This is a genomic window from Salmonella sp. 32010601201800023SM (assembly GCF_017572235.1).
GTDB classification, from domain to species: Bacteria; Pseudomonadota; Gammaproteobacteria; order Enterobacterales; family Enterobacteriaceae; genus Salmonella; species Salmonella enterica.
On sequence record NZ_JAGEQS010000001.1, the window covers coordinates 809,633 to 824,272 of the forward strand.

At 53.7% G+C, this 14,640-nt stretch carries 15 protein-coding genes; 10 read left to right on the forward strand and 5 right to left on the reverse strand.

Features of this window, described 5'->3' with window-relative positions:
* The first annotated feature begins 73 nt into the window (after positions 1-73).
* From rsxA to gstA, 9 genes are all read left to right on the forward strand, one after another.
* The gene (rsxA, locus tag J4617_RS04045) at positions 74-655 is read left to right on the forward strand and encodes an electron transport complex subunit RsxA (protein ID WP_000133179.1); all 582 of its coding nucleotides are present in this window, start codon (positions 74-76) and stop codon (positions 653-655) included.
* Entirely contained in the window at positions 655-1,233 is a 579-nt protein-coding gene (rsxB, locus tag J4617_RS04050; RefSeq protein ID WP_017465964.1) for an electron transport complex subunit RsxB, read from the forward strand. The genes rsxA and rsxB overlap by 1 nt, the downstream gene beginning before the upstream one ends.
* Complete coding sequence (rsxC, locus tag J4617_RS04055; protein ID WP_047020805.1) at positions 1,226-3,433, forward strand: electron transport complex subunit RsxC; 2,208 nt, start codon at positions 1,226-1,228, stop codon at positions 3,431-3,433. The genes rsxB and rsxC overlap by 8 nt, the downstream gene beginning before the upstream one ends.
* Positions 3,434-4,492 (forward strand): electron transport complex subunit RsxD, encoded by a 1,059-nt coding sequence (gene rsxD / locus J4617_RS04060; RefSeq protein ID WP_000231891.1) that lies wholly within the window; start codon positions 3,434-3,436, stop codon positions 4,490-4,492.
* 3 nt (positions 4,493-4,495) lie between these two features.
* Positions 4,496-5,116: an electron transport complex subunit RsxG gene (rsxG, locus tag J4617_RS04065; RefSeq protein ID WP_000920822.1), complete on the forward strand. Its 621-nt coding sequence runs from the start codon at positions 4,496-4,498 to the stop codon at positions 5,114-5,116.
* Positions 5,117-5,118: 2 nt separating this feature from the next.
* Positions 5,119-5,811, forward strand: a complete 693-nt coding sequence (locus J4617_RS04070) for an electron transport complex subunit E (protein WP_001289628.1) — start codon at positions 5,119-5,121, stop codon at positions 5,809-5,811.
* On the forward strand, positions 5,811-6,446 hold the full coding sequence (gene nth / locus J4617_RS04075) for an endonuclease III (RefSeq protein ID WP_001030318.1): 636 nt from the start codon (positions 5,811-5,813) through the stop codon (positions 6,444-6,446). Before J4617_RS04070 ends, nth begins: the two co-directional genes overlap by 1 nt.
* Before the next feature lie 601 nt (positions 6,447-7,047).
* Entirely contained in the window at positions 7,048-8,553 is a 1,506-nt protein-coding gene (gene dtpA / locus J4617_RS04080) for a dipeptide/tripeptide permease DtpA (protein WP_000100911.1), read from the forward strand.
* Between the two features lie 104 nt (positions 8,554-8,657).
* Positions 8,658-9,263: a glutathione transferase GstA gene (gene gstA / locus J4617_RS04085; RefSeq protein ID WP_000765727.1), complete on the forward strand. Its 606-nt coding sequence runs from the start codon at positions 8,658-8,660 to the stop codon at positions 9,261-9,263.
* Between the two features lie 58 nt (positions 9,264-9,321).
* Here gstA and pdxY read toward each other — a convergent pair whose 3' ends face one another.
* From pdxY to anmK, 5 genes are all read right to left on the reverse strand, one after another.
* Positions 9,322-10,182 (reverse strand): pyridoxal kinase PdxY, encoded by an 861-nt coding sequence (gene pdxY / locus J4617_RS04090; protein WP_000789736.1) that lies wholly within the window; start codon positions 10,180-10,182, stop codon positions 9,322-9,324.
* A gap of 59 nt (positions 10,183-10,241) precedes the next feature.
* Positions 10,242-11,516 carry a tyrosine--tRNA ligase gene (gene tyrS, locus J4617_RS04095; protein WP_000168626.1) on the reverse strand — a complete coding sequence of 425 codons (1,275 nt, stop codon included), beginning with the start codon at positions 11,514-11,516 and terminating at the stop codon, positions 10,242-10,244.
* 126 nt (positions 11,517-11,642) lie between these two features.
* A complete protein-coding gene (gene pdxH, locus J4617_RS04100) occupies positions 11,643-12,299 on the reverse strand; it encodes a pyridoxamine 5'-phosphate oxidase (RefSeq protein WP_001282334.1) in 657 nt (218 codons plus the stop codon).
* Positions 12,300-12,357: 58 nt separating this feature from the next.
* Complete coding sequence (gene mliC / locus J4617_RS04105; RefSeq protein WP_001132086.1) at positions 12,358-12,687, reverse strand: C-type lysozyme inhibitor; 330 nt, start codon at positions 12,685-12,687, stop codon at positions 12,358-12,360.
* A gap of 87 nt (positions 12,688-12,774) precedes the next feature.
* Positions 12,775-13,896 carry an anhydro-N-acetylmuramic acid kinase gene (gene anmK / locus J4617_RS04110; RefSeq protein WP_000835028.1) on the reverse strand — a complete coding sequence of 374 codons (1,122 nt, stop codon included), beginning with the start codon at positions 13,894-13,896 and terminating at the stop codon, positions 12,775-12,777.
* Positions 13,897-14,167: 271 nt separating this feature from the next.
* Here anmK and slyB point away from each other — a divergent pair, with 271 nt between their 5' ends.
* Entirely contained in the window at positions 14,168-14,635 is a 468-nt protein-coding gene (gene slyB, locus J4617_RS04115; RefSeq protein WP_000597179.1) for an outer membrane lipoprotein SlyB, read from the forward strand.
* Positions 14,636-14,640: the final 5 nt, after the last annotated feature.

The window sequence follows — 14,640 nt, forward strand, 5'->3', positions numbered from 1 at the left end:
CCCTACAGTTAACCTGTTGTCGCCTGTGGTAGTTTGACAGATAATAGGCGGCTTTTTTATTTCAGGCCGAAACATGACTGATTACCTGCTGCTCTTTGTCGGAACTGTACTGGTCAATAACTTTGTACTGGTCAAATTCCTGGGCCTTTGTCCCTTTATGGGCGTATCCAAAAAACTGGAAACCGCCATGGGGATGGGCCTCGCGACGACCTTTGTCATGACGCTGGCGTCGATATGCGCCTGGCTTATCGACACCTGGATACTTATTCCGCTGGATCTGATTTATCTGCGGACGCTGGCCTTTATCCTCGTCATTGCTGTGGTCGTGCAATTTACCGAAATGGTTGTGCGGAAAACCAGCCCGGCGTTATACCGCTTGTTAGGCATCTTCTTACCACTGATTACCACTAACTGTGCGGTTCTGGGCGTAGCGTTACTGAATATTAATCTCGGTCATCACTTTCTTCAGTCGGCGCTGTACGGATTTTCCGCCGCCGTCGGTTTTTCATTAGTGATGGTTCTGTTTGCCGCTATCCGCGAACGCCTTGCCGTGGCGGATGTGCCCGCCCCTTTTCGTGGTAACGCGATAGCATTGATTACCGCAGGATTAATGTCTTTGGCCTTTATGGGCTTTAGTGGTTTGGTGAAGTTGTAATGAATACTATCTGGATTGCCGTTGGCGCCCTGACCCTTCTGGGCCTGGTGTTCGGCGCCATTCTGGGTTATGCCTCCCGCCGATTCGCGGTTGAAGATGATCCGGTTGTTGAAAAAATCGATGCGCTTTTGCCGCAGAGTCAGTGTGGTCAGTGCGGCTATCCCGGCTGTCGCCCCTACGCCGAAGCCGTGGGTCTCCAGGGCGAGAAAATCAATCGTTGCGCGCCCGGCGGCGAAGCCGTCATGCTGAAAATGGCAGAGTTGCTAAACGTAGAGCCGCAACCATGCGATGGTGAAGAACAGCGGGCTGCGCCAGTACGTATGCTGGCAATTATTGATGAAAATAACTGCATTGGCTGCACAAAATGCATTCAGGCCTGCCCGGTTGACGCCATCGTTGGCGCAACGCGCGCCATGCACACGGTCATGAGCGATCTCTGTACTGGCTGTAATCTGTGCGTCGATCCGTGTCCGACGCACTGCATCGAATTACGTCCGGTGAATGAGACGCCCGACAGTTGGAAATGGGATTTGAACACCATTCCCGTTCGCATCATTCCCGTGGAACAACATGCTTAAACTATTTTCCGCTTTCAGAAAAGATAAAATCTGGGATTTCGACGGTGGTATTCATCCGCCCGAAATGAAGACCCAGTCAAACGGCACGCCGCTGCGCCAGGTGCCTTTAGCGCCGCGCTTCGTTATCCCCTTAAAACAGCACATTGGCGCTGAGGGAGAGCTGTGCGTTAGCGTCGGCGATCGCGTGCTGCGCGGCCAGGCGCTGACCCGTGGACGTGGGAGAATGCTGCCGGTACACGCGCCCACCTCCGGGACGGTTATCGCTATTGCGCCCCACTCGACGGCGCATCCTTCGGCGCTGGCGGAGTTAAGCGTCATCATTGATGCCGACGGCGAGGACCGCTGGATTGAACGCGAGGGCTGGTCTGATTACCGCGCCCACAGCCGTGAAGCGCTCATTGAACGCATTCATCAGTATGGCGTTGCCGGGCTTGGCGGCGCAGGGTTTCCCACCGGCGTTAAATTGCAGGGCGGCGGCGATAAAATCACCACGCTTATTATCAATGCCGCAGAGTGCGAACCTTACATTACGGCGGACGATCGTTTGATGCAGGACTGCGCCGCGCAGATTGTGGAAGGTATTCGCATCCTGGCGCATATTCTGCAACCGCGTGAGGTATTAATCGGCATTGAAGATAACAAACCGCAGGCTATTTCCATGCTGCGCGCCGTACTGGCTGACGCCCACGATATTTCGTTACGTGTGATCCCAACCAAATACCCTTCCGGCGGCGCAAAACAGCTCACCCAAATACTGACGGGAAAACAGGTTCCCCACGGCGGGCGATCCTCTGATATTGGCGTGCTGATGCAAAACGTCGGTACGGCTTATGCCGTGAAACGCGCCGTGGTTGACGGCGAGCCGATCACAGAACGCGTTGTCACCTTAACGGGTGAAGCGGTAAGCCGACCGGGTAACGTCTGGGCACGGCTCGGCACTCCCGTTCGTCATTTGCTTAACGATGCCGGGTTCTGCCCTTCTGCTGACCAGATGGTCATCATGGGCGGCCCGTTGATGGGATTCACCCTTCCCTGGCTTGACGTACCGGTCGTAAAAATCACCAACTGCCTGCTGGCGCCATCCGTGGCTGAAATGGGGGCGCCTCAGGAAGAGAAAAGCTGTATTCGTTGCAGCGCTTGCGCTGACGCCTGCCCTGCCGACCTTTTACCGCAGCAGCTTTATTGGTTCAGCAAAGGGCAGCAGCATGACAAGGCTACCGCTCACCATATTGCTGATTGTATAGAATGCGGCGCCTGCGCCTGGGTCTGCCCCAGTAATATTCCGCTCGTCCAATATTTCCGTCAGGAAAAAGCGGAGATTAATGCGATCAGGCTTGAAGAAAAACGCGCCGCCGAAGCCAAAGCGCGTTTTGAGGCTCGTCAGGCAAGACTGGAGCGCGAAAAAGCCGCCCGCCTTGCACGTCATAAGAGCGCAGCGGTACAACCAGCGGCAAAAGATCAGGATGCCATTGCCGCTGCGCTGGCGCGGGTAAAAGAGAAACAGGCGCAGGCCACGCAACCGGTGGTTATTCAGGCGGGTAGTCTGCCAGACAATAGCGCCGTCATCGCGGCCCGTGAAGCGCGTAAAGCGCAAGCGCGCGCTAAACAAGCCGCTCATCCGGTGGCTGACAGCGCGATATCCGGCGGCGACCCGCGTAAAGCCGCAGTGGAGGCGGCTATCGCCCGCGCCAAAGCCCGCAAACAGGAGCAGCAGGCCGGAAGCGAACCTGCCGAACCGGTCGATCCGCGCAAAGCCGCGGTGGAGGCGGCTATCGCCCGCGCCAAAGCCCGCAAACAGGAGCAGCAGGCCGGAAGCGAACCTGCCGAACCGGTCGATCCGCGTAAAGCCGCGGTGGAAGCGGCCATCGCCCGCGCCAAAGCCCGTAAGCAGGAGCAGCAGGCCGGAAGCGAACCTGCCGAAGCGGTCGACCCGCGCAAAGCCGCGGTGGAAGCGGCTATCGCCCGCGCCAAAGCCCGTAAGCAGGAGCAGCAGGCCGGAAGCGAACCTGCCGAACCGGTCGATCCGCGTAAAGCCGCGGTGGAAGCGGCCATCGCCCGCGCCAAAGCCCGTAAGCAGGAGCAGCAGGCCGGAAGCGAACCTGCCGAACCGGCCGCCCCGCGTAAAGCCGCGGTTGCTGCGGCTATCGCCCGCGTTCAGGCAAAAAAAGCAGCACAGCAGCAGGTTGTCAACGAGGATTAAATGGTATTCAGAATCGCAAGCTCGCCTTATACCCATAACCAGCGCCAGACATCGCGAATCATGTTGCTGGTATTAATCGCCGCTCTGCCGGGGATTGCCGCGCAGACGTGGTTTTTTGGTTGGGGAACGCTTTTCCAGATCGTTCTGGCTGCTATCACGGCGCTCGTCGCAGAAGCCATTGTCCTCAGGCTGCGCAAACAATCGGTCGCCAGTCACCTGCAGGATTATTCCGCGTTATTGACGGGGCTTTTGCTGGCGGTCAGCATCCCTCCGCTTGCGCCCTGGTGGATGGTCGTGCTGGGAACCGGATTCGCCATTATTATCGCTAAACAGTTATATGGCGGGCTGGGACAAAACCCCTTTAATCCGGCCATGATCGGCTACGTGGTGCTATTAATTTCCTTTCCGGTGCAAATGACAAGCTGGTTGCCGCCTTATGAAATAGCCGCAACAACGCCCGATATGCTGGACACGTTGCGGATGATTTTTACCGGGCATACCGCCAGCGGCGGCGATATGACGCTGCTACGTATCGGTATTGACGGTATCAGCCAGGCGACGCCGCTGGATACGTTTAAAACGTCCTTGCGCGCCGGACATTCCGTTGAGCAAATTATGCAGTACCCGATATACAGCGGCGCGCTGGCCGGCGTGGGCTGGCAGTGGGTTAACCTCGCCTGGCTTGTCGGCGGCGTATTCCTGCTGTGGCAAAAAGCTATCCGCTGGCATATCCCGGTCAGTTTTCTGCTGACGCTGGCGCTATGCGCCGCGTTAGGTTGGCTTTTCTCGCCCGCTACGCTGGCCTCGCCGCAGCTTCATCTGCTGTCAGGCGCCACCATGCTGGGTGCATTTTTTATCTTAACGGATCCGGTTACCGCCTCCACGACCAACCGTGGACGTTTAATTTTCGGCGCGCTGGCTGGGGTATTAGTGTGGCTGATTCGTAGCTTCGGCGGCTATCCGGACGGCGTTGCTTTTGCTGTCCTGTTGGCGAATATCACGGTTCCTCTGATCGACTACTACACGCGCCCCCGCGTCTATGGACATCGCAAAGGATAAACCATGCTGAAAACGATTCGTAAACACGGTATTACGCTGGCGCTTTTTGCCGCAGGCTCTACGGGATTGACCGCGGTGATTAATCAGATGACAAAATCAACCATCCACGAACAAGCGCTGCAACAACAACATGCCCTGTTCGATCAGGTATTGCCGCCAGATCGTTACAATAATAATCTGCAAGAGAGCTGTTATCTGGTCGATGCGCCCGCCCTCGGCAAAGGCACACACCGTGTTTTTATCGCTCGCAAGGATGATAAACCCGTAGCGGCCATCATTGAGGCCACCGCCCCAGATGGCTATTCCGGCGCTATCCAGCTTATTGTTGGCGCAGATTTCAACGGTACCGTCCTGGGGACGCGTGTGACGGAACATCATGAGACGCCAGGGTTAGGTGATAAAATTGAGCGCCGTTTGTCTGACTGGATTACCCACTTTAGCGGTAAAACCATCAGCGGTGAAAATGATACGCACTGGGCGGTGAAAAAGGATGGCGGTGATTTTGATCAATTTACCGGGGCGACAATAACGCCGCGCGCCGTGGTGAATGCGGTTAAACGCGCCGGGCTGTACGCCGAATCACTGCCCGCTCAGCTCCCCCATTTAACCGCCTGTGGAGAATAACCATGAGCGAAATAAAAGACATTGTTGTTCAGGGGTTATGGAAAAATAACTCTGCTCTGGTGCAGCTACTTGGCCTGTGCCCTTTACTGGCGGTGACGTCTACGGCAACCAACGCTCTGGGGCTGGGTCTGGCCACAACGCTGGTATTAACGCTGACCAACCTTACGGTGTCCGCACTACGTCGCTGGACGCCGGCAGAAATCCGTATCCCGATTTACGTCATGATCATTGCCTCGGTGGTAAGCGCAGTACAGATGCTGATCAATGCGTATGCGTTCGGTTTGTATCAGTCTTTAGGGATTTTTATTCCTCTGATTGTAACGAACTGCATTGTTGTTGGTCGCGCCGAAGCGTTTGCCGCGAAAAAAGGACCGTGGCTTTCCGCGTTGGACGGTTTTTCCATCGGCATGGGCGCGACAGGCGCGATGTTCGTGCTGGGTTCGCTGCGCGAGATCCTCGGGAATGGTACGCTTTTCGATGGCGCGGATAGCCTGCTGGGAGGCTGGGCAAAAGTATTACGGGTCGAGATATTTCACACCGACTCGCCTTTCCTGCTGGCGATGCTGCCGCCAGGCGCGTTTATCGGCCTGGGGCTCATGCTGGCGGTAAAATATCTTATTGATGAAAAAATGAAGAAACGCCGCGCCGAAACCGCGCCTTCCGCTGTTCCGGCAGGTGAAACAGGGAAAGTCTGATGAACAAAGCAAAAAGGCTGGAAATTCTGACGCGCCTGCGCGACAACAATCCGCACCCCACAACGGAACTCAATTTCACGTCGCCGTTTGAGTTGCTGATTGCCGTGTTGCTTTCCGCGCAGGCAACCGACGTCAGCGTGAACAAGGCTACCGCCAAACTTTACCCGGTCGCCAATACGCCAGCCGCGATGCTGGAACTGGGCGTAGAAGGCGTGAAATCCTATATCAAAACCATCGGTTTATTTAACAGTAAAGCGGAAAACGTGATTAAGACCTGCCGTATTTTACTGGACAAGCATAATGGCGAAGTGCCGGAGGATCGGGCGGCGCTGGAAGCGCTTCCCGGCGTGGGGCGTAAAACCGCTAACGTAGTACTAAATACCGCCTTCGGCTGGCCGACCATCGCCGTTGATACGCATATATTTCGTGTATGCAACCGAACACAGTTCGCGCCGGGTAAAAATGTCGAGCAGGTAGAAGAGAAGTTGCTGAAAGTGGTGCCGAATGAGTTCAAAGTGGACTGCCATCACTGGTTAATTTTGCATGGCCGCTATACCTGTATCGCCCGAAAACCCCGCTGCGGCTCCTGCCTCATTGAAGATCTTTGCGAATACAAAGAAAAAGTCGATATTTGATATGGTCGGAGTGCGTCCGTCACGCCAGCGCGCTCCCACCTTCGGCCTGGATCTATTTTAGCCATCAATCATTCCAGTCTCTGTCCTTTTTCTGATGTAATGTGCTTTCGTTTTTACTCCACGTCAGGTTAATCATTTTTTTAATCGCAAAAAATTCTATCTATCCGTGATCAGGATCACTTTGATAACTTCATGTGAAATTTAATGACATCTAAGGTTACATTTACAACCGGATAGACTGACGCCCCGTTTTCACTACAAAACATTACTCTGCCATTTTTTCAGATAATGGCCTATATCACTGCTTTTCACCTTAAATAGCAGAAGATATCGCCTTTCACCCAAACTAATGGCCTTTTTGCAGTGTAAAAATCTGCCATTCTTCAAATGAAGAAATTTAACGCTGGATAACATTTCTGACATCGGACGATTCAACCAGAAGAGTTATATGTAACAGATTATTACAAAGCTCTTGTCTGGAGAGGAAAGATAGTGAACATTACCTGCCGTTTCCCCTCCAATATAACAATCGGACGGATGAGTCTGACTCATCACGCGCCAGACAATCCCTGTTAATACGGGGCGTAAAAAAGAGGTAAAAGTGTCTACTGCAAACAAAAAACCAACTGAAAGCGTCAGTTTGAACGCTTTCAAACAACCGAAGGCGTTCTATCTCATCTTCTCGATAGAGTTATGGGAGCGTTTTGGTTATTACGGCCTGCAAGGCATTATGGCCGTCTACCTGGTAAAACAACTGGGTATGTCAGAAGCGGATTCCATCACCCTTTTCTCTTCCTTCAGTGCGCTGGTGTACGGCCTGGTCGCCATTGGCGGTTGGTTAGGTGATAAAATTCTGGGCACCAAACGCGTTATTATGCTGGGTGCCGTGGTGCTGGCTATCGGTTATGCGCTGGTCGCATGGTCTGGTCATGACGCTGGCATCGTCTATATGGGCATGGCGGCTATCGCTGTGGGTAACGGTCTGTTTAAAGCTAACCCGTCTTCCCTGCTGTCTACCTGTTACGCGAAGGACGATCCGCGTCTCGACGGCGCATTTACGATGTATTATATGTCCGTCAACATCGGCTCCTTCTTCTCTATGCTGGCGACGCCGTGGCTGGCGGCGCGTTATGGCTGGAGCACCGCGTTTGCGCTTAGCGTCGTCGGTATGCTGATAACCGTCGTTAACTTTGCTTTCTGCCAGCGCTGGGTGAAAAGCTACGGTTCCAAACCCGACTTTGAACCGATCAACTTCCGTAATCTGCTGCTGACAATCGTGGGTATTGTCGTTCTGATTGCGGTCGCCACCTGGCTGCTGCACAACCAGGATATCGCGCGTATGGTGCTGGGCGTAATCGCTCTTGGCATCGTCATTATCTTCGGTAAAGAAGCGTTTTCCATGCACGGCGCGGCTCGCCGTAAAATGATCGTCGCCTTTATTTTGATGCTGCAGGCGATTATCTTCTTCGTACTGTACAGCCAGATGCCAACGTCGCTGAACTTCTTTGCCATTCGTAACGTCGAGCACTCTATTCTCGGTATCGCGTTTGAACCGGAACAGTATCAGGCGCTGAACCCATTCTGGATCATTATCGGCAGCCCGATTCTGGCCGCTATTTATAACAGGATGGGCGATACGCTGCCGATGCCGATGAAATTCGCCATTGGTATGGTGCTGTGTTCCGGCGCGTTCCTGATTCTGCCGCTGGGCGCCAAATTTGCGAACGATGCCGGCATCGTATCCGTAAACTGGCTGATCGCAAGCTACGGCCTGCAAAGTATCGGTGAGCTGATGATCTCCGGTCTGGGACTGGCAATGGTCGCACAGCTGGTTCCGCAGCGTCTGATGGGCTTCATCATGGGTAGCTGGTTCCTGACAACGGCAGGCGCTAACATCATCGGCGGTTATGTCGCCAACCTGATGGCTGTGCCGAGCGACGTGACTGACCCGCTGATGTCCCTGGAAGTCTATGGTCGCGTATTTATGCAGATTGGCATAGCAACCGCCGTTATCGCCGTCCTGATGCTGCTGACAGCGCCTAAGCTGAACCGTATGACCCAGGACGATGATACCGCTGAAAAAGGCTCTAAAGCCGCTACAGTTTAATTTTCCGGGAAACAACATTCAGGCCGCTAACTGTGCGTTAGCGGCTTTTTTTTTGCTCGTCCCCGCACTACCATACTTTAAACCTCAGCAAAAAGGAGTTACCGATGAAACTGTTCTACAAACCGGGTGCCTGCTCTCTTGCTTCCCATATTACCCTGCGCGAAATTGGCAAAGACTTTACGCTTGATGGCGTCGATCTCGCAAAAAAACGCCTGGAAAACGGTGATGATTACCTGGCAGTCAACCCTAAAGGACAGGTTCCGGCTCTGCTGCTGGATGACGGCACACTGTTGACTGAAGGCGTCGCCATTATGCAGTACCTCGCCGACAGCGTTCCCGACCGCCAGCTTCTGGCGCCGGTAAGTAGTCTTGCTCGCTATCATACGCTGGAATGGCTCAACTATATTGCAACGGAACTGCATAAAGGCTTTACCCCGCTGTTCCGCCCTGACACGCCGGAAACACTCAAACCCGCCGTTCGCGCCGGTCTGGAAAAGAAATTGCAGTATGTGGATGAGTCGCTTTCAGACGACCAGTGGATTTGCGGCCAGCGTTTTACCATTGCAGACGCTTATCTGTTTACCGTATTGCGTTGGGCCTATGGCGTAAAACTGAATATGGACGGGTTAACGCATATTGAAAGTTATATGCAGCGTGTCGCAAAAAGACCGACCGTTGCGGCAGCGCTTAAAGCGGAAGGACTGAATTAATGTCATGTTGCCGGATAGCTCGCTGTACCGCCATCCGGCCTCTTTTTAGCAGCAATAATTACAGCCGCGTTGCGCTGAAGTAATGTTCAGGGTTAGCGATCCTGTCCTGGGCCGCCACGACCTGCAGTTCGTACTCCTGCATCGTTTTGGTGGCGATCATAATCTCATAGACTGCCGCCGTAACGTGCTCCAGCGCCTGCTGCAACGTCGCGCCCTGCAAAAGTTTGACCAGCAATAAACCACTGGTGACATCGCCAACGCCAACCGGCTGACGTGAACCGAAATCCACCAGCGGACGGCTAATATGCCAGGCTTCCTGCGCTGTCACCAGCAGCATTTCAAAGCGTTCTGAACTGTAACCGGCGCGGGCGAGATGTTTTACCAGTACAATTTCTGGCCCCTGAGCAATCAGTTCTCGCGCCGCCTGCACGGCGTCATTCACATTATTCACGCTATGTTTGCTGAGAATTTCCAGTTCAATCAGGTTAGGCGCGATAATATCGCTGGCGGGTAGCGCATAACGCACATGGAACTCTGCGACGCCAGGCGCCACGATACAACCCTTTTCCGGATGCCCCATCACGGGATCGCAGAAATATTTTGCCTGCGGATTTGCTGCTTTAACCTGGCGCACAATACCGAGAATGTGTTCTCCCTGCTCGGCAGATCCCAGGTAACCGCTAAGTACGGCGTCGCAGTGCGCTAACTGGCCAATGTCCGCAATCCCCTGGACAATCTCAGTCAGATGGCTGGGCGGCATGACACAGCCGGTCCATTTACCATATTGCGTGTGGTTAGAAAACTGAACGGTATTCAGCGGCCAAACATTCGCGCCAAGACGGCGCATGGGAAATTCGGCGGCGCTGTTGCCCGCATGTCCGAAAACAACATGGGACTGGATAGCGAGGATATTCTTCATTTTTTTACCTGAACATCAAAAATAAGGGAGTGATTTCTCACTCCCTGTTACTTAATGCCTTATTTCCAGCAAATCAGACAATAGTTCTTTTTGCCGCGACGTAATAAGGTATAGCGGCCAAACAGACGGTCCTCATCGTTAAAGATGTATTCAGGATCGGATTGTTTTTCACCATTGATAGTGACAGCGTTGGAGGCGATAGTCTTACGCGCCTGACCACGTGACGGCTGGAGTTCGGCGTCTACCAGCGCCTGCATCAGGTCGGCGCCTTTTTCCATTTCAACCATCGGTACGCCGTCCTGCGCCAACTGCTCAAAGTCAGCTTCGCTCAGCGCGCTCAGTGAACCGCTGAACAGGCATTCAGTGATCCGTTTCGCCGCGACCAGCCCCTCTTCACCATGAACCAGGCGCGTCACCTGCTCGGCCAGTACATACTGCGCGCGCGGCGCTTTACCGCTGTTTTTATCTTCTTCTTCCAGGGCATTGATCTCCTCAATGTCCATAAAAGTGAAGAATTTCAGGAAGCGATAAACATCGGCATCTGCGGTGTTAATCCAGAACTGGTAGAATTTGTACGGACTGGTTTTCTTCGGATCCAGCCAGACAGCGCCGCCTTCGGTTTTACCGAATTTCGTGCCGTCAGCTTTGGTGATCAGCGGAACGGTCAAACCAAATACCTGATTCTGGTGCAGGCGACGGGTCAGGTCGATACCGGAAGTGATGTTCCCCCACTGGTCAGAACCGCCAATCTGTAAGGCAACGCCGTGCAGTTTATTCAGACAAGCGAAGTCGTACCCCTGTAGCAGGTTATAAGAGAACTCCGTGAAAGAGATACCCTGATCGTCACGGTTCAGACGCTGCTTCACCGCTTCTTTGTTGATCATCTGATTAACGGAAAAATGTTTACCGATATCGCGCAGGAAAGTCAGCACATTCATGCTGCCGAACCAGTCATAGTTATTGGCCGCGATGGCGGAGTTTTCGCCGCAATCAAAGTCCAGGAATGGGGCAACCTGTTTACGAATTTTCGCCACCCACTCCTGAACGGTCTCTTCAGTGTTCAGTTTACGCTCGGCGGCTTTAAAGCTCGGGTCGCCAATCAGACCGGTCGCGCCGCCTACCAGCGCAACAGGTTTGTGCCCTGCCTGCTGGAAGCGTTTCAGGCATAACAATGGAACCAGATGCCCCAAATGCAAGCTGTCAGCGGTAGGATCGAAGCCGCAATAGAGCGCGATCGGGCCTTGCGCCAGTCGCTCTGCCAACGCGTCTTCGTCCGTCACCTGGGCTACCAGTCCCCGCTCTTGCAATTGTTTAATCAAGTTACTGCTTGCCATCAAAATCTCCATGTATAAAACGACTGCACCTTTGCCGGTACACGACTTTTCGCCAGACGCGAAAGAGACATAGCATAAAACGGCGGATTCATCCGCACCAGTGCTTAAAACAAGATTTTTGCATCTTTAGGGCGCAAGACGGTCGATTTTCCATGCGCCGTCGTCGCGTTGGTATAAAAAGCGATCGTGCAGACGATGTTCGCCGCCCTGCCAGAACTCCATCTGTTCGATACTCACGCGAAAACCACCCCAAAAGCTGGGTAACGGCACTTCGCCCTGTTGAAACTTCTGCTTGAGCTCCAGGAATTTGCTTTCGAGGATACCGCGCGCGGAAATGCGGCTGGATTGTTTAGAAACCCATGCGCCGATCTGGCTGTCGCGCGGACGGCTGTGGAAATACCTCACCACCTCAAGTGTGGAGAGACGCTCGGCTTTGCCTGTCACCATCACCTGGCGTTCAAGCATATGCCAGGGAAATAACAGGCTGATACGCGGATTGTGCTCAATTTGATGCGCCTTGCGGCTTCCCAGGTTGGTATAAAAGACCAGGCCTTTTTCATCATAATGCTTGAGCAATACAATACGCTGGTACGGTTGCCCCTTGTCATCTACGGTCGCCACGACCATTGCCGTCGGATCGGCCAGTCTGGCGTCGCACGCTTGCCCAAGCCAGCGCTCAAATAAGGTTAACGGTTCAGCGGGTAAATCGCGGCGACGCAAGCCGCCTTTCGTGTATTCACGGCGCAGATGCGCGATCTGCTGCAATTGGTCGTTATCAGACATGGCGTTGATCAGAAATAATCAGTGGGTGGCGCTATTGTGCGCCCCCATACTGAAAATCTCAACGCTTCGGATTTTGTAACTGACAGTTATTAAGCACAATTCTGTCTCGTTTATAGACCGTGGCGCTCTCGCCTTGCGACCAGAAAACATAAATCCCGTCGGTATAACGCGCGCCCGAGGCCGAGATTCCTTGCTTCAGGGTCAGCAGCTTATTGTCATAAACAAAACTGACCTCTTCACGCGGGTTATTGACTTTAACGGTAAGCGGCTTCTCATCACACTGGTATTCCAGCGTATCCGTTTGCATACGTTCAACAAATTGTTGATAAACGCTACAGCCGGTCAGCAGCACAGGTAAACACATTATTGCGATCTTTTTCATAGGCATATCCCGAAAGCTCTCCTGCTTCTGGAAGGGCAAACGCCCCTTCCTGACCTTGCTAGTTTACCGATATAGGGTCCGGGAAAAATTCAGTTAACTCTGAGTTATTGGGTTAGCCGGGTAAATAGCGCCTAAAACACTGGCTTCTGTAGCCCCCGTCACGGAAGGTAAATTTCCCGGCAGGCCCGCGAGCGTTCGCCAGGCAAGCCATGCAAAGGCCAGCGCTTCCATATCATCGCCGCTGATCCCCGCCTTATCGGTGGTCGAAACCTCGATACCGGGCAACAGCGCCGCCAGACGGGCCATCACTAACGGATTCCGGCTTCCGCCGCCACAGACCATCAGCCGCTCGCAGCCGCCATTGAGCAGCACCTGTTGGGCGATGGAGACCGCCGTCAGCTCCGCCAGCGTGGCCTGTACATCGCGCGCGTCTGCGCCAGGGAAAGCCGTAAGATGACGCTCTAACCAGCCATAGTTGAAATATTCGCGTCCTGTACTTTTGGGCGCCGACGCAGCAAAGTACGGATCGCGCAACATCTTTTGCAGCAATGGAAGAATAACCTGACCTTCTTTCGCCCATGCCGCGTCTTTGTCGTAGGGCTGCGCGCATTGTCGCCAAATCCACGCATCCATCAACATATTACCCGGCCCCGTGTCGTACCCGCGCACCGCCTGTCCGGGGAAAAGCAGAGATAAATTGGCGATGCCGCCGATATTCAGGACCATACGTTTTTCCGTCGGATGTCCCAACAGCGCGTGATGGAAAGCAGGCACCAACGGCGCGCCTTGTCCGCCCAGCGCAATATCCCGCCGCCGAAAATCGCCGACCACTGTAATCCCCGTATGGGCGACGATGTGATTATTATCGCCAATTTGCAGCGTATGCGGGGCCTCGCCGGTCGGTTCATGCCAGACCGTTTGCCCATGACAACCAATGGCGACGATATCCCGCGGCTGCAAACGTTGTCGCGCTAACAGCGCATTAACCGCCTGTGCAAAAAGCCGGCCTAACTGGGTATCCAGCTGGCCGAGTTGCGAGAGCGTAAGCGGCTGTCCCTGGCAAATATCGAGAATGCCTTTTTTCAGATGAACGGGAATAGGCCAGGTGAGACTTGCCTGTTGCGCAACCATAGTTTCATCAATTGCCGCCAGTACAACATCCACGCCATCAAGGCTGGTTCCGGACATAACGCCAATAAAACGGCCCGATTTCATACCTCTTCCTTTTAAGCTGGGTTAAGCCTTAACACTCGGCATAACGTATTTTGTAATGCTATGCCCACGTCACGTTTTTTGCCGTGTCGTCCACGGATATCAATGACCTATCTTTTCTTGCTTCCGACTTCGTTTAAGATTGGTTAATTAACTTCTGATTATGATTTTTACATTCTTTCAGCAGAAGATATGACCTTAACTGCATAAATGCCATATAATTTAGCTATAGGGATGCTGACATAGCGTTTCGTGAAGAACAGGAGATGGGTAAATGATTAAACGTGTACTGGCCGTTTCACTGATGGGGTTATCCTTAGCTGGGTGTGTTAACAATGATAGCCTTTCGGGTGATGTTTATACCGCATCCGAGGCTAAACAAGTTCAGAATGTAACGTACGGTACTATCGTTAACGTTCGTCCGGTTCAAATTCAGGGCGGTGATGATTCTAACGTGATTGGCGCTATCGGCGGCGCGGTGTTGGGCGGATTCCTCGGCAACACTATCGGCGGCGGTACGGGTCGTTCACTGGCGACCGCGGCAGGCGCGGTGGCTGGCGGCGTAGCGGGCCAGGGCGTCCAGAGCGCAATGAATAAAACCCAGGGTGTGGAACTGGAAATTCGTAAAGACGATGGCAACACCATTATGGTTGTGCAGAAACAAGGAAATACGCGTTTCTCGGCAGGTCAGCGTGTCGTGCTGGCCAGCAACGGCAGCCAGGTTACCGTCTCTCCACGCTAAACCAG